The sequence below is a fragment of the Sphaerisporangium sp. B11E5 genome, from assembly GCF_039871875.1.
In the GTDB taxonomy this organism is placed as follows: Bacteria; Actinomycetota; Actinomycetes; order Streptosporangiales; family Streptosporangiaceae; genus Sphaerisporangium.
Map to the genome: position 1 here is coordinate 24,370 of NZ_JBDPMD010000044.1, position 20,542 is coordinate 44,911.

A 20,542-nucleotide genomic window follows, 5' to 3' on the forward strand; every position below is an offset into this window, starting at 1 on the left:
GTCGCCAAGTACGATCGGTCAATGACCGAAATGACCGATACCACGCCCGGCTGGCTCAGTCCCGAAGACCTGCGGTCGGCCAGGGACCGGATGCCGATCCTCTACATCGACGCGGTGCCGGTGCGGGTGGACGACCGGGGCGTCGTGACCCGGGTGGGCCTGCTGCTGCGCATCGGATCGGACGGCATGGTCAGCCGTGCCCTGGTCTCCGGTCGTGTCCTGTACCACGAACGCGTCCGCGACGCCCTGCTCCGCCACCTGGAGAAGGATCTCGGCCCGACGGCGCTCCCCAACGTCCCGCCCTCGCCGCAGCCGTTCACCATCGCCGAGTACTTCCCGACCCCCGGCGTCACCCCGTACCACGACCCCCGCCAGCACGCCGTCTCCCTGGCGTACCTCGTGCCGGTCTCCGGCGACTGCCGCCCCCGGCAGGACGCGCTCGACCTGGTCTGGTTCACCCCCGAGGAGGCCGTGTCCCCGGCGGTGCAACTGGAGATGACCGGCGGCCAGGGCACTTTGCTCAAGCAGGCCCTCGCCTACGCCGGCTGCCTTTTCTGACGGGTCCCGCTCAACAGGTCCAGGGAGGGGGTGGGAGTGACATGGTGACCCTCGGCTTCGGCCAGGTGGGCGAACCGGGTGGCGTTGTGGAGGGCGGCGGCGTTGGGGTCGTTGTTGAAGTAGACGTAGATGTCGCCGATGGGCCAGGTCTCGGTCAGGCGGTGGAGCCAGGAGCGGAGGGACTGCTCGCCGTAGGACGGCCACGGGGTGGCGCGGCCCTGGTGGAAGCGCAGGTAGCCCCTGTCGGCGGTGCGCCACAGGGGGCCGGTGGGGCGGCCCAGGACGTCGGCCCAGCACAGGGTGGCGTTGTGCGCGGTGAGGATGTCACGGGTCTCGCCGTTCCACCAGGAGGCGTGGCGCGGTTCCACCGCCACGCGGATGTGGGGCGGGAAGTGGCGCAGGCATTCCGCGAGCCGGCCGGGGTCGGCCCGCAGGGTCGGCGGGAGCTGGAGGAGCACGGGTCCGAGTTTGGCGCCCAGGCCTTCGGCGGCGGTCAGCAGGCGGTGGACGGGTTCCTCGGGGTCCTTGAGGCGTTTGATGTGGGTGAGGAAGCGGCTCGCCTTGACGGCCATGACGAAACCCCCGGGCGTGCGGTCGCGCCAGCTCTCGAAGGTCTCGCGAGGCGGGAGGCGGTAGAAGGCGTTGTTGTTCTCCACCGTCGTGAAGGACTCGGCGTAGCGTTCCAGCCACAGACGCCGCGGGACGTCGCGGTACAGGACGTCGCGCCAGTGGTCGTACTGCCAGCCTGAGGTGCCTACGAGGATCATCGGGACCACCCCCTTCACCGTACGGGGTTCGCATGCCCGGCGCGGCCAGGTTCACACCGGGCGGCAGGGCCGGGGTGCCGGAGCCGTGCCAGGGCCGAACGGCGGTGACCTCCCTGGGGGCAGCCACCGCCCACGGCTCCCGGCGGGGTCCGGTGTCCCGCGGGGACGGGTGCCTCAGGGCTTGGCCGTCACCTCGATGTAAACCTTTCCGCCGCGCTCGGCGAACTCCTCCGCCTTGTCGTGCATGCCGGCCGTCAGTGCCTCCGCCTCGGTGAGACCATGCTCCGCGGCGTAGCGCCGCACATCCTGGGTGATCCTCATCGAGCAGAACTTCGGCCCGCACATCGAGCAGAAATGGGCCGTCTTGGCGGGCGCCGCCGGCAACGTCGCGTCGTGGAAGGAGCGGGCCGTGTCCGGGTCCAGTGAGAGGTCGAACTGGTCCTCCCAGCGGAACTCGAAGCGGGCGTCGGACAGCGCGTCGTCCCACTCCTGCGCCTTGGGATGGCCCTTGGCCAGGTCCGCGGCGTGGGCGGCGATCTTGTAAGTGATCACACCGGTCTTCACGTCGTCCTTGTCGGGCAGCCCCAGGTGCTCCTTGGGCGTGACGTAGCAGAGCATGGCGGTGCCGTACCAGCCGATCATGGCGGCTCCGATGCCCGACGTGATGTGGTCGTAGCCGGGCGCGATGTCGGTGACCAGCGGGCCGAGGGTGTAGAAGGGCGCGTCGTCGCACCACTGGCGCTGCAGGTCCACGTTCTCCTTGATCTTGTGCATGGGGACGTGCCCCGGACCCTCGATCATGACCTGGACGCCGTGCGCGTGCGCCACCTTGGTGAGCTCGCCGAGTGTGCGCAACTCGGCGAGTTGCGCCTCGTCGTTGGCGTCGGCGATGGATCCTGGCCGCAGACCGTCGCCGAGGGAGAAGGCGACGTCGTACGCGCTCATGATCTCGCACATCTCCTCGAAGTGCTCGTACAGGAAGCTCTCCTTGTGGTGGGCCAGGCACCAGGCCGCCATGATCGAGCCGCCGCGCGAGACGATGCCCGTCTTGCGGCGCGCCGTCAGCGGCACGTACGCCAGTCGTACGCCCGCGTGAACCGTGAAGTAGTCCACGCCCTGCTCGCACTGCTCGATCAAGGTGTCGCGGTACAGCTCCCAGCTCAGCTCGGCCGGGGTGCCGCCGACCTTCTCCAGCGCCTGGTAGATCGGAACCGTGCCGATCGGCACGGGCGAGTTCCGGATGATCCACTCACGCGTGGTGTGGATGTCGCGGCCGGTGGACAGGTCCATGACCGTGTCGGCGCCCCATCGGATGGCCCACGTCATCTTCTCCACCTCCTCGGCGACCGACGAGGTCACGGCGGAGTTGCCGATATTGGCGTTGATCTTGACGAGGAAGTTCCTGCCGATGATCATCGGCTCGCTCTCCGGATGGTTGACGTTGACCGGGATGATGGCGCGCCCGGCGGCCACCTCGTCCCGGACGAACTCCGGCGGCACGCCCTCGCGGATCGCGACGTACTCCATCTCCTTGGTGATCTCGCCGAGGCGGGCGTAGGCGAACTGCGTCACCGGCCGCCCCGTGGCGCGCAGCGGGCGGCGCCCGTCCCCCTGGAAGGCCGGGGCCGCGCCGCGCATCCAGGAGTCCTGGTCCTTGAAGCCGTCGTCGACGGGGTGGACCCTGCGGCCGCCGTACCTCGCCACATCTCCCCGATCAAGGATCCACTGCTCACGCAGCCGCGGCAGGCCGCGGTTGACGTCGGTCTGGACGGCGGGATCGGTGTAGGGGCCCGAGCTGTCATACAGGGTCACGCCGGTGCCGTTGGACAGGTTGACCTGCCGCATCGGGACACGCAGGTCACCGATGTAGACCTTGGAGAAGCGTGCGTCGGTCATCGCGGACTCCATTCGCGGGAAATCACGTGGGCTGGCGTGGTCAGGGGGCGTCTGCTCGTGCCGGGTACGGGGCGGTGCGCGACCAGGCGCCGAACTCCGTGCGGACGGCTCGCGCGATACCCGCGCCGGTCAGTCCCGCCGCCGTCAGCAACTCCGCACGGCTGCCGTGCTGGATGAAGGTCCGGGGAAGTCCGAGATTGCGGGTCCGCACCGCGGGACCGCACGCCTGCGCGATGGTGGCACCCGCGCCCCCGGACACCACGCCGTCCTCGGCGGTCACCACCAGGGCGCTGTTCCGGGCGAGTCCGACCAGGCCGGGAGCGGGGGGCGACACCCAGCGGGGATCGGCCACGGTGACACCGATCCCTTCGGCCGACAGCCGCCTGGCGGCGTCCAGGCAGGCCCCGGCCGTCGATCCGATCGCGACGAGGAGGACGTCGTTCCCGGTGTCCAGGAGTATGTCCACCTCTCCGGCCCGTCGCAGTGCCGGGAACTCCTGGCCGGCTCCGCCGGCGGGGAAGCGCAGCACCGCCGGGCCGTCCAGTTCCACGGCCTCACGCAGCAGGTCGCGAAGGCGCTTCTGGTCGCGGGGGGCGGCGATGGCGAGCTCGGGGAACGCGGAGAGGATCGCCAGATCCCACATGCCGTGATGGCCGGGCCCGTCGGGACCGGTGATCCCGGCGCGGTCCAGCACGATCGTCACCCGCCGGCGGTGCAGTGCCACGTCGAGCAGGAGCTGGTCGAACGCCCGGTTGAGGAAGGTGGCGTACACGGCGACCACCGGATGCAGGCCGCCGAGGGCCAGCCCGGCGGCCGACGCCATCGCGTGCTGCTCGGCCACGCCGACATCGAACAGGCGGCCGGGGAAACGGCGGCCGAAGGCGGTCAGGCCCGTCGGGCCGGGCATCGCGGCCGTCACGCAGACCAGGTCGGGACGGTTCGCGCCGATCGCGCACAACTCATCGGCGAACACCTGGGTCAGCGAGGGCTCACCGCCGCCCGGCACGACGGTGTGCAGATGGTCCTCCTCGTCCTCCTCCGCGGGGCGGAAACCGGCGCCCTTGCGGGTGAGGCAGTGGACGACGACCGGGCCCCCCACCTCGCGCGCCTCCCGCAGCGCCGACTCCAGCGCGGGGATGTCGTGCCCGGGGACCGGGCCGAGGTAGCGGAAACCGAGGAGCTCGAAGACAGCCTGCCCGGCGCTCCCGGCGCGCAGCGCCGCGAGGTGCGTGGGGACGGCGCCGAACGTGGGGGCGTAGGAGCGGCCGTTGTCGTTGAGCACGACGATCACGGGGCGGTCCCGCGCGGCGCCCAGGTTGTTGAGTGCCTCCCAGGCCATTCCGCCGGTCAGGCCGCCGTCGCCCACGACGGCGACGATGGCCTTCCCCCCGTCCCCGGTCAGCTGACGTGCCTTGGCCATGCCGTCGGCGTAGGACAGCGCCGTCGAGGCGTGCGAGTGGCCGATGAGATCGTGACGGGACTCGGCCGGGTCCGGATAGCCGCTCAGCCCGCCGAGGCGGCGCAGGCGGTCGAACGCGGCTTGGCGGCCGGTGAACATCTTGTGGACGTACGCCTGGTGGCCGGTGTCGAAGAGGATGGTGTCGTCGGGCGAGCGGAACACGCGGTGCAACGCGATGGTGAGCTCCACCGCGCCGAGGTTCGAACCGAGGTGACCGCCGTTCGCGTTCACCTTCTCCACCAGGAAGGACCGGATCTCCGCCGCCAGCGCGGGGAGCTGGTCCGCCGGCAGCGCCCGCACATCCGATGGAGTGGAGATCCTCTCCAGGAGCGCCGGGACGGTCCGCGTCGTGGGCCGGAACGCGAGTGCCTCATGTGAAGCGCGCATCTGCGTTTCCCCTGTTCAGTGTGCCTGTGCGCGTCTCACCTGCGGCGCAAGGCTTTCCGCTTCAGCTTCGGCTCCAGGGGGAGTGCGGGCAAAGAGCCGCAACGGCATGCATTGTCGCTGGGAACCGGACCTGTGACACCCGGGCAGACCGGCGCATCGTGAAGGGCGCACGAGCCGTACGGCAGCCGGAGCAGGAGGCGACAACCGTGGACGAACTGGTCATCGCCGGTGAGAAATTCTCCTCCCGGCTCGTCATGGGCACCGGTGGCGCGCCCTCGTTCGAGGTGCTGGACGAGGCGCTGGCCGCCTCCGGCACCCAGATGACCACGGTGGCCCTGCGCCGGCTGGCCCCGGACACGCGGGGGTCGGTGCTCGACGTGCTGAGAGCACGCGACATCAAGGTGCTCCCCAACACCGCGGGATGCTTCACCGCGGGTGAGGCCGTCCTGACCGCCAGGCTGGCACGCGAGGCACTCGGCACGACCTGGGTCAAGCTGGAGGTGATCGCCGACGAGCGCACCCTGCTGCCCGACCCCATCGAGACCTACGACGCGGCCGAGCGGCTCGTGGCCGACGGCTTCGTGGTGCTTCCCTACATCGGCGACGACCCCGCGCTGGCACGCCGCATGGAGCAGGCCGGCTGCGCCGCCGTCATGCCGCTCGGCGCGCCCATCGGCTCAGGCCTCGGCATCCGCAACCCGCACAACATCGAACTGATCGTGGAGGCGGCCGGCGTGCCCGTGATCCTGGACGCCGGAGTCGGGACGGCCAGCGACGCCGCCGAGGCCATGGAGCTCGGTTGCGACGCGGTGCTGCTGGCCAGCGCGGTGACGCGCGCCCAGCGGCCCGGCCAGATGGCGCGGGCCATGCGGCACGCCGTGGAGGCGGGCCGCCTGGCCCGCCTGGCCGGCAGGATCCCCCGGCGCCGCTACGCCGAGGCGTCCTCCCCTCTGACACCCTGACGCCTCACCAGGGGATGACCCCGGCGTCCTGGACGTAGCTGCCGCTCGGGCCGTCGGCGCCGAGCGTGGCCAGGTGAACGATGATCGCCGCGCCCTGCTCCGCCGTGCGCGGCCCGACGCCGTTGTGGATGTCGGTGGCGCACCAGCCGGGGTCGCCGGCGTTGACCTTGATGCCGGTGTCCCACAGCTCCTTGGCGTAGGACAGAGTGATCATGTTCAGAGCGGCCTTGGACGCGTTGTACGGCATGTCGTTGAGGTGCCAGACATGACTCTCCCGGATCATGGCGTTGGTCATCGACGCGAGCTCGCTCGACACGTTGACGATCCTGCCGGCCGGTGACCGGCGGATCATGGGCAGCATGGCGTTGGTCACCGCGATCACGCCGAGCGCGTTGGTCTCGAAGACGTGGCGCACGACCTCCATGGGCACCGAGCTCGGCGCGCCCTTGTCCGGGGACAGTATCCCGGCGTTGTTGACGAGGATGTCGAGCGTGCCGTACTCCTTGTCGATCCGGTCCGCGGCGGCCTGGACGCTCGCCGGGTCGGTGACGTCGAGCGCCACGTAGGGCTGGCCGAGGCGCCCGGCGGCCGCACGGCCGCGGTCCTCGTCCCGCGAGCCGATGATCGTGGTGATTCCCCGCGCGGCCAGCAGCCGGGCCGTCTGGAAACCGATGCCCTTGTTGGCGCCGGTGATGAGAGCCGTCGTCGTCATGTGTCCGCTCCAAATGTTTCCGCGGTGGTACGCCGGGCCGGGTTCGCCGGCGGAAACGTCTGCCGTGCATCCGGCGGCCGTGCAGCCGGAACAGCGCGATCGCCGCGCTGTTCCGGGGGAAGGGGTGGTCGGCGCCGAGACGCCAGGCGATGGTCAGGCCGGAGACGAGGCAGTGTTCCTGGCTGCTGACCAGCGTGTGCCCGCCGCAGAACCAGGTGTGCCGCCGTCCCTGCAGGAACCGGAAGAGGTTGACCAGCACCGCGCTGTGCAGGACGTTGGGAACGACGTGCGTGAAACGGACGCGGGCCAGGGTCTTGGCCGGGTCGGGCGGCCGGCTGGGGTTCCAGGTGACCAGGCAGGGCCGGTCCGATCGCGCCGCGCCCGGCTGCTGGGTGTTCATCAGGTGGGTGACCTCGTAGTTGTCCGCCCGGTCGCCGTGCCGGCGTACGAACGTACTGCGCTTGTCCACCCGGGTGGCGCCGGCCGGGATGATCGAGTCGTCGGTGTGCGCGATCGCCTCGCCGTGCACCGCGTCGTCGTAGCGGATCGCGCCGAGGACCAGGCGTTCACGGAGCGAGGGCGCGGCGAGGACGGCGAGGGCGCTGCGGGCGTCACAAGCGAAGACGATCTCGTCGAAGCGGGTCTCCCCGCCCGTCGTGTCCCTGACGATCACCCCCCGGGCGTCGCGGACCACCCGGGTGACCCCCCGGCCGAGGTGGATCTTGTGCCGGAACCGCGCCGACATCGCCTCGTAGACCGCCCGGGTGCCACCGTGCCAGGTACGCCGCCACGTCGCCGTGTCCAGGTCGAAGAAACTCATGTAGAGGGCGAACAGCGAAGCCGGCAGGCTGACGGTCTCCCGCGTCAGCACGAAGTTGATGAACTGCGGTTTGAGCACCTTGTTCTGGAACTCCTCGGAGACGCCGGACACGCGGAGAAGCCGGCCCATGCTGACGAGGTTGAAGGGATTGAGGAACGAGACCAGCACGGAAGGGGACCGGTTGAGGACGTCGAAACGGCGGACCAGTGAGATCAGCCGGCCGAATCTTTCGCGGTCCCGTGCCAGCCTCGCCCGCAGGGGCGTGGGCGAGTCGTGGGCGTAGGCGTCGTCGCCGTGGTGGATCGAGCAGTCGAAGACCGTGGGGCTCTCGGCTATCCCGCACGCCGAGAGCACCGCGGTGAAGTTGGGGAACGCCTCCGGTGAGAAAGCTGTCACGGAGATGTCCACCGGAACGGGCGGAGCCGAGGCCTGCGGGTAGTCGACGGTGCAGGCGTTCCCGCCGAGCCGGTCCTCTCGCTCGTAGATCTCGAAGTCGAAGCGTCCGGGGTGGTTGTGCAGCGCCATCGCGACGCCCAGCCCTGATATCCCCGCGCCTACGACGCACACCCGTTTCACCATGCCGCGTTCACCTCACTCGCTCCGCCGGGCGGACGGTCGTCGGTCAGCCATCGCCACACGCGCTGCGATGTGATCGGTGTGCGGGTGACACGGCCCGCGATGTGCGGCAGGGCGGCCGCGACGGCGTTGGCGATGGCGGCGGGCGGTCCGAGCGTCCCCGCCTCACCGGCTCCCTTCATCCCGCCGGGGGTCACCGGTGACGGGATCTCCAGCATCCTGACCTGGATGGCGGGGACGTCCCGGGCCGTGGGGAGCAGGTAGTCCAGGACCGGCCGGCCGTCCTCGGTGTAGACGATCTCCTCGGTGAGCGCCATCCCGATGCTCTGCGCCACCCCTCCGACGATCTGCCCTTCCACGACGGCCGGGTTGACGAGCACACCGGAGTCGGAGACCACCCAGTAGCCCTCGACCTCCACCTGCCCCGTCGCGGTGTCCACCGCGACGGCCGCGGCGTGCGCGCCGTAGGCGAAGGCGTAGGCCGCCGGATCGTGCGTGACACGCTCCTCAAGGCCGGGTGAGTGACCCGGCGGCAGGTCCCAGCCGCGCCACGCGGCCGTGACGATCTCCTCCAGCGTCACCTGTGCTCCGGTGCCGCCGCCGGCCCGTATCGTGTGCCGGTCCGCCACCAGGTCGTCCGGGGAGGCGTCCAGCAGGTGCGCGGCGATCGCGAGGATCTTGGCGCGCAGCCGGCCGGCGGCCAGGGCGACCGCGGCGCCCCCCACCGCCATCGAGCGGCTGCCGACACCCCCGAGGCCGGAGTAAGGGGTCGCGTCGGTGTTCCCCAGCAGGACGCGGACCCGGTCCAGCGGGACGGCGAGCCGGTCGGCGGCGATCTGGGCCAGCGTCGTCTCCAGGCCCTGGCCGAACCCGGCCAGCCCGGTGGCGACGACGACGGAGGTGTCGGGCTCCATCCGCACGACCGCGGTCTCGTAGCCGCCGGCGTTGATGCCGCTGGCCTTCAGTTCCATCGACGGGCCGAGGCCGGTGCTCTCCACGTGACAGGAGAAGCCGACTCCGCGTGCCCTGCCGTCGGCGCGGGCGACGGGAGCGACCATGTCGCGCAGGGTGCGCAGGGCCAGGGGATAGTCCCCGGAGTCGTAGGTTTGCCAGACACGGCTGCGGTACGGCATCTCCCCGGGCGTGACGAGGTTGCTGAGCCGCAGTTCCACCGGGTCGAGGCCGATCAGGCGAGCCGCCTCGTCGATCAGGCGTTCCCTGGTCAGCGTGCACTCCGGCTGGCCGTAGCCCCGGTAGGAGCCGGTGGGGGTCGTGGTCGTGACGACGCCGCGGACCCGGGCGCCCGCGTGCTCGAAGCGATAAGGGCCGGGGAGCATGACGGCGCTGAGGGCGGCCGGGCCGATCCCGATGTTGGACGGATGCGCGCCGAGGTCGGCGATCACGTCGGCGTGCAGGGCCAGGAACCGCCCGCGCGCGTCCAGGCCGAGACGTCCGCGGTGCACCGCGGACCGGGCGTGCAGCGTCGCCGCCAGACGGTCGCCGGGCTCTTCTGTCCAGCCGACCGGCACCCCGAGCCGCACAGCCGCCAGGCAGGCCAGCGCCTCGTCGGGATACAGGTGGTCCTTGGCGCCGAACGCGCCGCCCGCGTCCCCCGCGACCACATGGACGCGGTCGTGACTCAGGCCCACCGCCGCCGCGGCCTGCTGCCGGATGCCGTGCGGCACCTGGGTGGAGATCCATATCGTGAGGTCCGCGCCGTCGAAGGACGCGACGACGCCCCGGGGCTCCAGCGGGTACGGCGCGAGCCGGCCGAAGCGGAACGTCATCTCGACGACGTGGTCCGCCGCCGCGAACACCTCGTCGCAGTCGGCGTCCCCCAGCGTGAGGTCGGTGAGCACGTTGCCGTCCCAGCCCGCGTACAGGCGTGGCGCGTCCGGGCCGAGGGCGTGCTCGGGGTCGGTGACCGCGGGGAACCGCTCGAAGTCCAGTTCCAGCAGCGCGGCTCCCCGCGCGGCGATCTCGGGCGTGCGGGCGACGACCATGGCCAGCGGCTGCCCGGCGTAGCGGACGGCGTTCTCCAGCACCGGGTACGAGGTGATCCGCTGCCCCGGCGCCAGGACGATGCACGGCAGGCACACACCGGCGGCGTCCGGTGCGGTGATCACGTCAAGGACGCCCGGCACGGCACGCGCGGCCTTGGCGTCGCACCGGACCACCCGGCCGTGCGCGACGGGACTGCGGACGACGACGGCATGCGCCATCCCGGGAAGCCGCACCCGTCCGACGTAACGCCCCCTGCCGGCCAGCAGCCGTTCGTCCTCCTTGCGCCGGACCCCCTTCCCCACCACCGGCCCCGGCTCCGCGGCGCTCAACGAGGCCGCCTCGTGGTTTGTGTCCCGCGCCTCATGGCGATCCTCCTGCCGCTTGGGGAGTCGCCTCTGTAGTAACAGGTGCCGGTCCTCACCGAGCGGACCGGATAACCCCGCACAACACCCCCTTTCTGGACCAGTCCCGGCCCCGGTGCCCGCCGCATGCTCTGACGTGTGGACGTGACCATCAACGGCGCACCGTACGACCTGCCGGAAGGCACGACGGTGGCCGAGGTCGTGCGTGAGCTGACCGCCGTCACCAGCGGTGTCGCGGTCGCGGTCAACGACGAGGTCGTCGCCCGGGCCTCCTGGGGCACGACCCTGCTCGCCGAACGGGACAGGGTCGAGGTGCTCACGGCGGTCCAGGGGGGCTGACCGGAGGCGATCTCCAGCCCGGCCGCTGTCCGGCCACCGCGCTGAGCGTCAGATTCCGGCGAGGAGGTCGAGCAGGGCGGCGGCGGTGTGGACGTCCTCGGTGAGGGGGCGGTCCTCGGTGCGGGAGTCCAGCCTGGAAGCCACGACGGTGAAGGCACTGCTGAGAGGGGTGGCGATGCCCGGGGCGCGGTCGTGCAGAGCGCGTACGGCGGTGACCAGCTCGCAGGCCAGGACCAGGCGGTAGGCGCGGGCGGCCTTCAGGGTCTGCCGGGCGGCCTGGGAGGCGAAGCTGGCGTGTTCCTCCAGGCCGCGGGACAGGACGGCGTGGCCCAGTGAGGCGGGGTAGGCCCGGGCGCGCAGCTCGGCCAGGGCGGACGCGGCGGAGTACTCCAGGACCATCAGGCCCGAGCTGCCCTCGGGGCCGTCGGCGAGGAAGGGGCGCCGGCCGGTGAAGGCGGGGTCCATGAGGGACGTCACGCGGGCCGCCGACAGGTGCGCGGTGTTCAGCAGCGCCAGGCGCAGGTGGTCCAGCGTGAGGGTGAGCGTCGCCAGGTGGAAGCCGCCGTGGTGGTGCACGGTGACGGCGGGCACGTCCACGAGAGGGTTCTCGGCGGCGGCGTTGATCTCCAGGCCCAGCACCCGTTCCAGCTCGGCCGCCGCCTCCACGGCCGCGCCGTGCACCTGGGGGTGGCAACGGTAGGCGAACGGGTCCTGCACACGCGCCGGCTCGGGCCACGCGCCCGCCACCAGGCGGCGCGTCTCGGCGGCGACCGCGGCGGAACCCGGGTGGGGACGCATGGCGTGCACGTGGACGTCGTACGGCTCGTGCCCGGCGTCCACCGCGACCAGCGACAACGCCGCCACCACCTGCGCGGCCCGCAGCAGCCCGGCGGCGTCCGCCCAGCCGAGCGCCGCCTGGCCGACGGTCAGTGCCCCGCTGCTGCAGAACGCCAGGGCGTCCCCCGGCCGTAGGGTGACCGGCCCCGGAGAAGTGCCGTGCGCGTCCGTGGAGGCGGCCCAGCCCCGTTCACCGATCAGGGTGAGCGCCGTCTCCGCGAGCGCCGTCAGATCTCCCGTCCCGAGGGACCCGAGCTCATGCACCTCCGGAAGGTGTCCCGAGTTCAGCGCCCCCGCCATCGCCTCGGCGAACGCGGGATCGGTACCACCCCCACCGGCGAGGATCTGATTGGCCCGGACGGTCAGCATGGCCCGCACCTGTTCCGCCGGCACGAGGGCGCCGATCCCCCCGGCGTGACTGCGGAGCAACCTCAGCCCGTGATCGTCCCCCGCCGCGGCCTGAGTCCGGTTCGCCCCCACCCCGGTGGTCCGCCCGTACACCGGCCGCCGCCCCGCGACCTCCTCCACGGCCTTCCGTGCCGCCGCGGCCCGATCCAGCCCGTCCGGATGAAGCCGCACCGGCACACGGCGGCACGCGACGTCCGCGATGTCGGCCGGGCGTGCGCGGACACCGTCCAAGGTGATCGTTCGTGACGCCATGTGGATGAGCCCCTTTGGCCCACCATACGCGGAAACATGGGGTGACATGGGGTTTTGTGATGCCGGAGCGACCCGCGGAACCGGCCCCCGGGGTCGTCCGCCGGGGTCACTCGATGCCGGTCGCGGACCTCCGTGACCGGCTGCGGCCAAAGCGCCGGGTTGCGTTGACATGAAAACTTGCGGCGACGAGGATGCATGAAAAGATTCATTCATCAGGCCGAGGGGAGCGCTATGAACCGTTCGCCGGGCACAGCGGCTGAGGACGCGTCGCTGGTGGCGGCGCGGCTGCGCGAGATCGTGGACGGGCATCGGCTGTCGCCGTCACAACGGAGAATCGCGCGGTATCTGCTGGAAAGGCCGGCCGAGGCGGTGTTCCTCACCGGGAACGAGATCGCGGAGGCGGTGGGCATCAGCCAGCCGTCGGTGACGCGGTTCGCGTTCGCGCTCGGGTTCGGGGGCTTCCCGGAGTTCCGGGACCACCTGCGGGGAGCGCTGCGGGACGGGCGGCAGGACGAGGAGGAGCCGTCGGACCTCAACCCCGTGCAGGCGATGATCGACTCCGAGGTGCGTAACCTGGAGTCACTGCGGGACGGGCTGGCCGACACCACACACCTCAGCGAGGTCGCCGCCGGGCTGGCGGGGTCGCGGCCGTTGCCGGTGCTCGGGTTACGGGTGTCGGCGCCGCTGGCACAGTTGTTCGGCTACCTCGCGGCCAAGGCGCACCCCGACGTGCGGGTGATCGACACACCCGGGTCGGTGATGGAGGACCGGCTGAGCCGGGCCGCCGACGCCGGTGCCACCTGGGCTCTGGCCTTCGGCCTGCCCCGCTATCCCCGCGAGCTGCACGAGGGGCTGGTATGGGCGAGGAACGCCGGGCTGAAGGTGGCGTTGGTCACCGACCACACGGTGGGGCCGCTCGCCGAGCAGGCGGACGCGGTGCTGGCCGCGCCGGTCAGCTCCCGCTTCGCCTTCGACTCCCAGGCCGCGCCGACCGTGTTATGCGTCGCGCTGGTGCACTCCATGGTCGACGCGCTCCCCGTCCGGGAACAGGCCACCATCGAGGAGTTCGAGGACAGCGCCGCACGACGCCGGCTGTTCCTGCCCGCGTGAAGCCACCAAGGCCGGGCGTCGACCGAACCTGTCCAAGGACGACCCAACCTGCCCAAGTGAGAGCCGGGGAGGCCAACAGCCTCCGCCCAGTCCGGTCCTCACCGCCCGGTCCGGTCCGCCCCGCCCGGTACGCCCCGCCCCGCCCGGTCCGCCCCGCCCGGTCCGCCCCGCCCGGTCCGCCCCGCCCGGTCCGCCCCGCCCGGTCCGCCCCGCCCGGTCCGCACCGCCCTGCCCAGTCCGCCCCGCCCCGCCCCGTCCGGTCCGCCCGCCCCGTCCCGCCCTGCCTCGGTCCGGTCCGGCGCCCTGGCGCGGTCGGCGGGGACGTGCTGTGCGGTTTCGGGGGACGTGCCATGTCGTTTCGTTCGAGTGAGGGCCGTTCCTGGCCCGGTGATCGTGAATACCGAGTTGAGGAGATGACGTCATGAATGACCAGGGTCGCCGGGTGATCCGGTCACCGCGGGGTGCCGGGTTGTCCTGCCTCGGATGGCAGCAGGAGGCGGCGTACCGCATGCTGCACAACAATCTCGACCCCGAGGTGGCTGAGCATCCCGACAAGCTGGTGGTCTACGGCGGCACGGGGAAGGCGGCGCGGGACTGGCCCTCGTTCGACGCCATCGCGCGCACCCTCCAAGGGCTGAAGGGGGACGAGACGCTGCTCGTGCAGTCGGGGCGGCCGGTGGGGGTGCTGCGGACCCACGAGTGGGCGCCCCGGGTGCTGATCGCCAACTCCAACCTGGTGGGCGACTGGGCCACCTGGGAGGAGTTCCGGCGGCTGGAGGCGCTGGGGCTCACCATGTACGGGCAGATGACCGCCGGGTCGTGGATCTACATCGGCACCCAGGGCATCCTGCAGGGCACCTACGAGACGTTCGCCGCCGTCGCCGCCAAACGGTTCGGCGGGTCGCTGGCCGGCACGGTCACGCTGACCGCCGGGCTCGGCGGCATGGGCGGGGCGCAGCCGCTGGCCGTCACCATGAACGGCGGGGTGGCCATCTGCGTGGAGTGCGACCCCTCGCGCATCGCCCGGCGCATCGAGCACCGCTACCTCGACGTCCAGGCCACCGACCTCGCCGACGCGCTGCGGCTCGCGGCCGAGGCCCGCGCCGAGCGCCGTCCGCTGTCCATCGGCCTGCTCGGCAACGCCGCCGAGGTGCTGCCCGAGATGCTCGCCATGGACGCACCCATCGACATCGTCACCGACCAGACCTCCGCGCACGACCCGCTGTCGTACCTGCCGCTCGGCATGGCGTTCGACGACATGCGGGACGAGGCGGCCAAGGACCCCGCCGGGTTCACCCTGCGCGCCCGCGACTCCATGGCCCGGCATGTCGAGGCGATGGTCGGCTTCCTGGACAAGGGCGCCGAGGTCTTCGACTACGGCAACTCCATCCGGGGCGAGGCCAAGCTGGCCGGGTACACCCGGGCGTTCGACTTCCCCGGGTTCGTCCCCGCCTACATCCGCCCGCTGTTCTGCGAGGGCAGGGGCCCGTTCCGCTGGGCCGCCCTCTCCGGCGACCCCAAGGACATCGCGGCCACCGACCGCGCCGTCCTCGACCTGTTCCCGGAGAACGAATCCCTGGCCCGCTGGATCCGCCTCGCCGGCGAGCGCGTCGCGTACCAGGGCCTGCCGGCCCGCATCTGCTGGCTCGGCTACGGCGAACGTGACCGCGCCGGTCTGCGCTTCAACGAGATGGTCGCCTCCGGCGAGCTGTCCGCCCCCGTGGTCATCGGCCGCGACCATCTGGACACCGGCTCCGTGGCCTCCCCGTACCGCGAGACCGAGGCCATGCTCGACGGCTCCGACGCCATCGCCGACTGGCCCCTTCTCAACGCCATGGTCAACGTCGCCTCCGGCGCCTCCTGGGTCTCCATCCACCACGGTGGGGGCGTCGGCATCGGCCGCTCCATCCACGCCGGCCAGGTCGCCGTCGCCGACGGCACCCCTCTGGCCGCGCAGAAGCTGGAACGCGTCCTCACCAACGACCCCGCCACCGGTGTCATCCGGCACGTCGACGCCGGGTACGACCGCGCGGAGGAAGTCGCCGCCGAGCGCGGCGTCACCATCCCGATGGCGGACCCGCGATGACCACGCTGCGGGCGAGCTTCGAGGCGGTCTGGGCGGAGCTCGCGGCGATCGGGGACGGCGGGCCCGCCGGGTACCACCGGTTCGCGTGGACGGCCGTCGATCTGGAGCTGCGGGAGTGGTTCGCCCGGCAGGCCGCGTCGCGGGACATGCGCTGCGAGCGGGACCGCAACGGCAACCTGTGGGCCTGGTGGGGGGAGCCGGGCCCCGGGGCGGTGGTCACCGGCAGCCACCTCGACAGTGTGCCGGGGGGCGGGGCGTATGACGGGCCGCTGGGGGTGGTGTCGGCGTTCCTCGCCGTCGACGAGTTGCGGGCGCGTGGTGTGACGCCGTCCCGGCCGATCGCCGTGGTGAACTTCGCGGACGAGGAGGGGGCGCGGTTCGGGGTGGCGTGCGTCGGCAGCCGCCTGCTCACCGGCGTCCTCGCCCCCGGCACCGCCCGGGCGCTGCGGGACGGCGACGGTGTGACGCTCGCCGAGGCGATGCGCGCCGCCGGGGCCGACCCCGAGGCGATCGGGCGTGACGACGAAGCGTTGTCCCGCATCGAGGTGTTCGTGGAGTTGCACATCGAGCAGGGCCGCGGGCTGGTGGACCTCGGCGCCCCGGTGGGCGTGGCGGCGGCCATCTGGCCGCACGGCCGATGGCGGTGCACCTTCCACGGCGCGGCCGACCACGCCGGCACCACCCGCCTCGCCGACCGCCGCGACCCCATGCTCCCGTTCGCCACCACCGTGCTCGCCGCCCGCGCCGCGGCCGAGCGGCTCGGCGGCCTGGCAACCTTCGGCAAGGTCCTCGTCACCCCGAACGGCACCAACGCCATCCCGTCCCGCGTCGACGCCTGGCTCGACGCCCGCGCCCCCCGCGAGGAGACGGTGCGGGACATCCTCTCCGAGGTCACCCGTGCCGCCGAGCACGCGTCCGCCGAGCACGGCGTACGGACCGAGGTGGTGCCCGAGTCGTACACCCCCGTGGTCGAGTTCGACACGGCCCTGCGTGACCACATCGCCAAAATCCTCGGCGGCGTGCCGGAGGCAGCCGCGCGGAATGGTCTGGTGGGGGGTCTCGGCGGTGTGCCGGAGGTGGCCGTGCGGGATGGTCTGGTGGGGGGTCTCGGTGGTGTGCCGGAGGTGGTCGTGCGGGATGGTCTGGTGGGGGGTCTCGGTGGTGTGCCGGAGGTGGTCGTGCGGGATGGTTCGGTGGGGGGTCTCGGCGGTGTGCCGGAGGTGGTCGTGCGGGATGGTTCGGTGGGGGGTCTCGGCGGTGTGCCGGAGGTGGTCGTGCGGGATGGTTCGGTGGGGGGTCTCGGCGGTGTGCCGGAGGTGGCCGTGCGGGATGGTTCGGTGGGAAGTCTCGGCGGTGTGCCGGAGGCGGCCGTGCCGGATGATTCGGTGGGGAGTCTCGGTGGTGTCCGGGAAGCGGGTGTGCGGGAGGGGCTGGTGGGGGGTGTCGGGGGTGTGCCTGTGCTTCCCACTGGTGCTGGGCACGATGCCGGCATTCTGTCCGGTTACGTGCCTGCGGCCATGGTGTTCGTGCGCAACCCCACCGGTACGAGCCACAGTCCCGAGGAGTACGCCGACGTCGGGGATTGCGTTGTCGGTGTCGCCGCGCTGGCGGCTGTGCTGGAGGATCTGGCCACCATGCCGGGAGGGAGCAACCGGACGTCGCGGGAGTGACAGGCGTGGCATGCTGGTCACTTTCGTCCTGTCGGGGTAGTCGTCCGGCGGGCAGTAGCGGAAGGTGAGCGGGGGACATACGTGCCGGTGTACTACGCGGATCATGCGTGGCTGGGCGGGGACGGGGTCGTGGCGGGGGTGGTGGTCGAGGTCGCCGGGGAGGTCATCACCGATGTGCGGCAGGAGGCGGGTGGGGTGCCGCCGGGGGCCGTGCACCTGCGGGGGGTGACGATCCCGGGTATGGCGAACGCGCACTCGCACGCTTTCCACCGGGCGTTGCGGGGGCGGACCCAGCGGGACCGGGGGACGTTCTGGACGTGGCGTGAGCAGATGTACCAGGTGGCGGGGCGGCTGACACCGGAGACGTACCACCGGCTGGCCACGGCGGTGTACGCGGAGATGGCGCTCGCGGGCATCACGTGCGTCGGCGAGTTCCACTACCTGCACCATGACGCCGAGGGGCGCCGCTACGCCTCCCGCAACGCGATGGGCGAGGCGGTGATCGCCGCCGCCGGCGACGCGGGCATCCGCGTCACGCTGCTGGACGCCTGCTACCTCACCGGCGGCTTCGGCATCCCGCTGGTGGGCCCGCAGACGAGGTTCACCGACCTCAGCGCCACCGCCTGGGCCAACCGTGTGGACGACCTCCTGGACGACGTCACCGGCCGGAGCGAGGCCACCGGTGGCGCGTTCGGCGGTCACGCCCGGGTCGGCGCCGCCGTGCACTCGGTCCGCGCCGTCCCCGCCGACGAGATCGGCATCGTGGCCGGCTGGTCCCGCGCCCGCGGCGTGCCGCTGCATTTCCACCTGTCCGAGCAGACCGCCGAGAACGACGCCAGCCAGGCCGCGCACGGCCGCACCCCCACGGAGTTGCTCGCCGACCACGGCGCCCTCGGCCCCGCGTCGTCGGCCGTCCACGCGACCCACCTGACCAAGACCGACATCGCCCTGCTCGGCACTTCAGGCACCACCGTCTGCGCCTGCCCCACCACCGAACGCGACCTGGCCGACGGCATCGGCCCCCTGCGCACCCTCGCCGACGCCGGCACCCCCCTGTCCCTGGGCAGCGACAGCCATGCCGTCATCGACCTCTTCGAAGAGTCCCGCGCCGTAGAGCTCGACGAACGCCTCGCGACCCGCCACCGCGGCCACTGGCGCGCCACCGACCTCCTCCACGCCGCCACAGAAACCGGCCACGCCTCCCTGGGCTGGCCAGAAGCGGGCCAGATCCGCCCCGGCGCCCCCGCCGACCTCGTCACCGTCTCCCTGGACTCGGTCCGCCTCGCCGGCGCCGACCCGAACACCCTTCTCGAATCCCTCGTCTTCGCCGCCACGAGCGCCGACGTCCGCGAGGTCGTCGCCACCGGCCGCCACATCGTCTCCGACGGCCGCCACCTGCTGACCGGCGACGTCCCGGCCCTGCTGTCGGCGGCCGTCGAAGAGGTGACCCGAGGCGATTGACCCGTCTGTCTGTGCGCTGAGCCCGTCGGCGCGCCGGGAGCGGGCCGGGGTGTGAGAGCGTGTACGGCGGCATGGTCGGGAACGGGTGATCGAGGGGGCCGGGGTGGCGTCGTTGCTGGTGGAGGGGATCGGGGTGCTGGTCACCAACGGGCCGGAGGGTGGGGTGGCGCGGGACGCGGCGCTTGTGGTGGAGGACGGGGTCGTGGTGTGGGCGGGGGAGCGGAGGGGGGCGCCTCAGGGGGTTGAGGAGAGGGTGGAGGCCGGGGGGCGGGCGGTGGTTCCGGGGTTTGTGGACAGTCATGCGCATCTGGTGTTCGCGGGGGATCGGGCGGAGGAGTTCGCGGCGCGGATGGCGGGGCGGGCGTACAGCGCGGGGGGGATCAGGACGACGGTGGGGGCTACTCGGGCGGCTACGGATGAGGAGCTGGCGGGGAATGTGGGGCGGCTGGCCGGGGAGGCGGGGCGGGCGGGGACGACGACGATCGAGTGCAAGTCGGGGTATGGGCTGACGGTCGCGGACGAGGTGCGGAGTCTGCGGGTGGCTCGGGGGTTCACCGAGGAAGTGACGTTTCTGGGGGCGCATGTGGTGCCGCCGGAGTACGCGGGGCGGGCGGACGAGTATGTCGATCTGGTGCGGGGGGAGATGCTGGACGCCTGCGCGCCGCACGCCAAGTGGATCGATGTGTTCTGTGAGCGGGGGGCGTTCGACGGGGAGCAGACCCGGGCGATCCTGGAGGCGGGGGTGGCCAGAGGGTTGGGTCTCCGGGTGCACGCGGGGCAGCTCGGGGAGGGGCCGGGGGTGCGGATCGCGGTCGAGATGGGGGCCGCGTCGGCCGATCATGTGACGCATCTGACCGACGCGGACGTGGACGCGCTGGCGTCCGGTGACACGGTGGCCACGCTGCTGCCGGGGGCGGAGTTCTCGACACGGTCGCCGTACCCGGACGCCCGGCGCCTGATCGACGCCGGGGTGACCGTGGCGCTGGCCTCCGACTGCAACCCGGGGTCCAGTTACACCACCAACATGCCGTTCTGCATCGCCCTGGCGGTGCGTGAGATGCGCATGACGCCGGAGGAAGCGCTGTGGGCGGCCACCATGGGCGGGGCCCGGGCGTTGCGGCGTACCGATGTGGGGCACCTGACGCCGGGGGCCCGGGCCGACTTCGTGATGCTGGACGCGCCGTCCCCGGTTCACCTGGCGTACCGGCCTGGGGTGCCGCTGGTGTCGCGGGTCTGGCGGGCGGGGCGCGAACTCGGCCGTGAGTCGCCGGTCTCGCGGCGGGGCCGCGAGTTCGGATGAGGCGACCGGCTCCACGGCAGGTCGCGGGCTCGGCTAGAAGTAGCCGGTCCCGGTGAGGGTGACCGGGGCGGTGCCGGTGTTCCTCACGCGGTAGCGGATGCACGTGGGCGGCGCGCCGGTCACCGCGGCGACGTGCGGGGCGTGGTCGCCGGCGGGGATGGCGACGGTGCCGAGGTACCGCCCCCGGCAGTTGCCGATCTTGATCTCCACCGGCCCGGGGTTGTCACTGAGCTGCACCAGCACGACGCCGCGGTAGGGCGTGGTGGGGGTGAGCTCGGGGGTGAGGAACGTCTCGGTACCCGGGGCGACGGTGCCGCTGATCCTGATCGTGGCGGCGCTCGCGGACGGCGCCGCGGTGACGACGAACCCGGCGGCGGCCAGCGCGATGACCGCGGGGATGTAACGCATGTGCAGCTCCTTAACTGATCGTTGAACCGACCAGGCGATGCTACAGAGCGTCACTTGATGATTACGTTGAGCTTTACTGTTTCTGGGAACTGGACACGGCCCAGGTGTCGCGCAGGTCGGTCTTGAGCACCTTGTCCACGGCGGAGCGGGGGCGCCGCTCGACCGGCA

16 protein-coding genes are annotated in these 20,542 nt (G+C 72.2%); 9 read left to right on the forward strand and 7 right to left on the reverse strand.

Annotation, left to right across the window (positions count from 1 at the left end; all coding sequences use genetic code 11):
* Positions 1-21 precede the first annotated feature (21 nt).
* Complete coding sequence (locus ABGB17_RS30155; RefSeq protein ID WP_347635568.1) at positions 22-558, forward strand: NUDIX hydrolase family protein; 537 nt, start codon at positions 22-24, stop codon at positions 556-558.
* On the opposite strand, the gene ABGB17_RS30160 is transcribed toward ABGB17_RS30155, so the two are convergent.
* The 3 genes from ABGB17_RS30160 to ABGB17_RS30170 all read right to left on the reverse strand — a co-directional run bounded on the left by ABGB17_RS30160 (position 537) and on the right by ABGB17_RS30170 (position 5,067).
* Positions 537-1,325: a DUF72 domain-containing protein gene (locus ABGB17_RS30160; RefSeq protein ID WP_347635570.1), complete on the reverse strand. Its 789-nt coding sequence runs from the start codon at positions 1,323-1,325 to the stop codon at positions 537-539. The genes ABGB17_RS30155 and ABGB17_RS30160 overlap by 22 nt on opposite strands.
* 174 nt (positions 1,326-1,499) lie before the next feature.
* Positions 1,500-3,221, reverse strand: a complete 1,722-nt coding sequence (gene thiC / locus ABGB17_RS30165) for a phosphomethylpyrimidine synthase ThiC (RefSeq protein WP_347635572.1) — start codon at positions 3,219-3,221, stop codon at positions 1,500-1,502.
* 40 nt (positions 3,222-3,261) lie between these two features.
* Positions 3,262-5,067, reverse strand: coding sequence for a 1-deoxy-D-xylulose-5-phosphate synthase (locus tag ABGB17_RS30170; RefSeq protein WP_347635574.1), 1,806 nt, complete (start codon positions 5,065-5,067; stop codon positions 3,262-3,264).
* Between the two features lie 158 nt (positions 5,068-5,225).
* Here ABGB17_RS30170 and ABGB17_RS30175 point away from each other — a divergent pair, with 158 nt between their 5' ends.
* A complete protein-coding gene (locus ABGB17_RS30175; RefSeq protein WP_347635576.1) occupies positions 5,226-6,029 on the forward strand; it encodes a thiazole synthase in 804 nt (267 codons plus the stop codon).
* Between the two features lie 4 nt (positions 6,030-6,033).
* On the opposite strand, the gene ABGB17_RS30180 is transcribed toward ABGB17_RS30175, so the two are convergent.
* On the reverse strand, positions 6,034-6,741 hold the full coding sequence (locus tag ABGB17_RS30180; RefSeq protein ID WP_347635578.1) for an SDR family oxidoreductase: 708 nt from the start codon (positions 6,739-6,741) through the stop codon (positions 6,034-6,036).
* Positions 6,742-7,144: 403 nt separating this feature from the next.
* On the opposite strand from ABGB17_RS30180, the gene ABGB17_RS30185 reads away from it, so the two are divergent.
* Entirely contained in the window at positions 7,145-7,771 is a 627-nt protein-coding gene (locus ABGB17_RS30185) for a hypothetical protein (protein WP_347635580.1), read from the forward strand.
* A gap of 362 nt (positions 7,772-8,133) precedes the next feature.
* On the opposite strand, the gene ABGB17_RS30190 is transcribed toward ABGB17_RS30185, so the two are convergent.
* Positions 8,134-10,470: a xanthine dehydrogenase family protein molybdopterin-binding subunit gene (locus ABGB17_RS30190; protein ID WP_347635582.1), complete on the reverse strand. Its 2,337-nt coding sequence runs from the start codon at positions 10,468-10,470 to the stop codon at positions 8,134-8,136.
* Positions 10,471-10,641: 171 nt separating this feature from the next.
* Here ABGB17_RS30190 and thiS point away from each other — a divergent pair, with 171 nt between their 5' ends.
* A complete protein-coding gene (thiS, locus tag ABGB17_RS30195) occupies positions 10,642-10,842 on the forward strand; it encodes a sulfur carrier protein ThiS (protein ID WP_347635584.1) in 201 nt (66 codons plus the stop codon).
* A 48-nt stretch (positions 10,843-10,890) separates the two neighbouring features.
* Here the strand turns inward: thiS and ABGB17_RS30200 are convergent, their stop codons facing one another.
* The gene (locus tag ABGB17_RS30200; protein WP_347635586.1) at positions 10,891-12,339 is read right to left on the reverse strand and encodes an aromatic amino acid ammonia-lyase; all 1,449 of its coding nucleotides are present in this window, start codon (positions 12,337-12,339) and stop codon (positions 10,891-10,893) included.
* 231 nt (positions 12,340-12,570) lie between these two features.
* Here ABGB17_RS30200 and ABGB17_RS30205 point away from each other — a divergent pair, with 231 nt between their 5' ends.
* The 5 genes from ABGB17_RS30205 (at position 12,571) to hutI (ending at position 19,966) form a co-directional block, all read left to right on the forward strand.
* Entirely contained in the window at positions 12,571-13,449 is an 879-nt protein-coding gene (locus tag ABGB17_RS30205; RefSeq protein WP_347635588.1) for a MurR/RpiR family transcriptional regulator, read from the forward strand.
* A 421-nt stretch (positions 13,450-13,870) separates the two neighbouring features.
* A complete protein-coding gene (hutU, locus tag ABGB17_RS30210) occupies positions 13,871-15,535 on the forward strand; it encodes a urocanate hydratase (RefSeq protein WP_347635590.1) in 1,665 nt (554 codons plus the stop codon).
* A complete protein-coding gene (locus ABGB17_RS30215) occupies positions 15,532-17,205 on the forward strand; it encodes an allantoate amidohydrolase (protein ID WP_347635592.1) in 1,674 nt (557 codons plus the stop codon). Before hutU ends, ABGB17_RS30215 begins: the two co-directional genes overlap by 4 nt.
* Before the next feature lie 81 nt (positions 17,206-17,286).
* Positions 17,287-18,666, forward strand: a complete 1,380-nt coding sequence (locus ABGB17_RS30220; protein ID WP_347635594.1) for a formimidoylglutamate deiminase — start codon at positions 17,287-17,289, stop codon at positions 18,664-18,666.
* 85 nt (positions 18,667-18,751) lie between these two features.
* Positions 18,752-19,966, forward strand: a complete 1,215-nt coding sequence (gene hutI, locus ABGB17_RS30225) for an imidazolonepropionase (RefSeq protein ID WP_347635596.1) — start codon at positions 18,752-18,754, stop codon at positions 19,964-19,966.
* A gap of 33 nt (positions 19,967-19,999) precedes the next feature.
* Here hutI and ABGB17_RS30230 read toward each other — a convergent pair whose 3' ends face one another.
* Positions 20,000-20,374 carry a hypothetical protein gene (locus tag ABGB17_RS30230; protein WP_347635598.1) on the reverse strand — a complete coding sequence of 125 codons (375 nt, stop codon included), beginning with the start codon at positions 20,372-20,374 and terminating at the stop codon, positions 20,000-20,002.
* Positions 20,375-20,542: the final 168 nt, after the last annotated feature.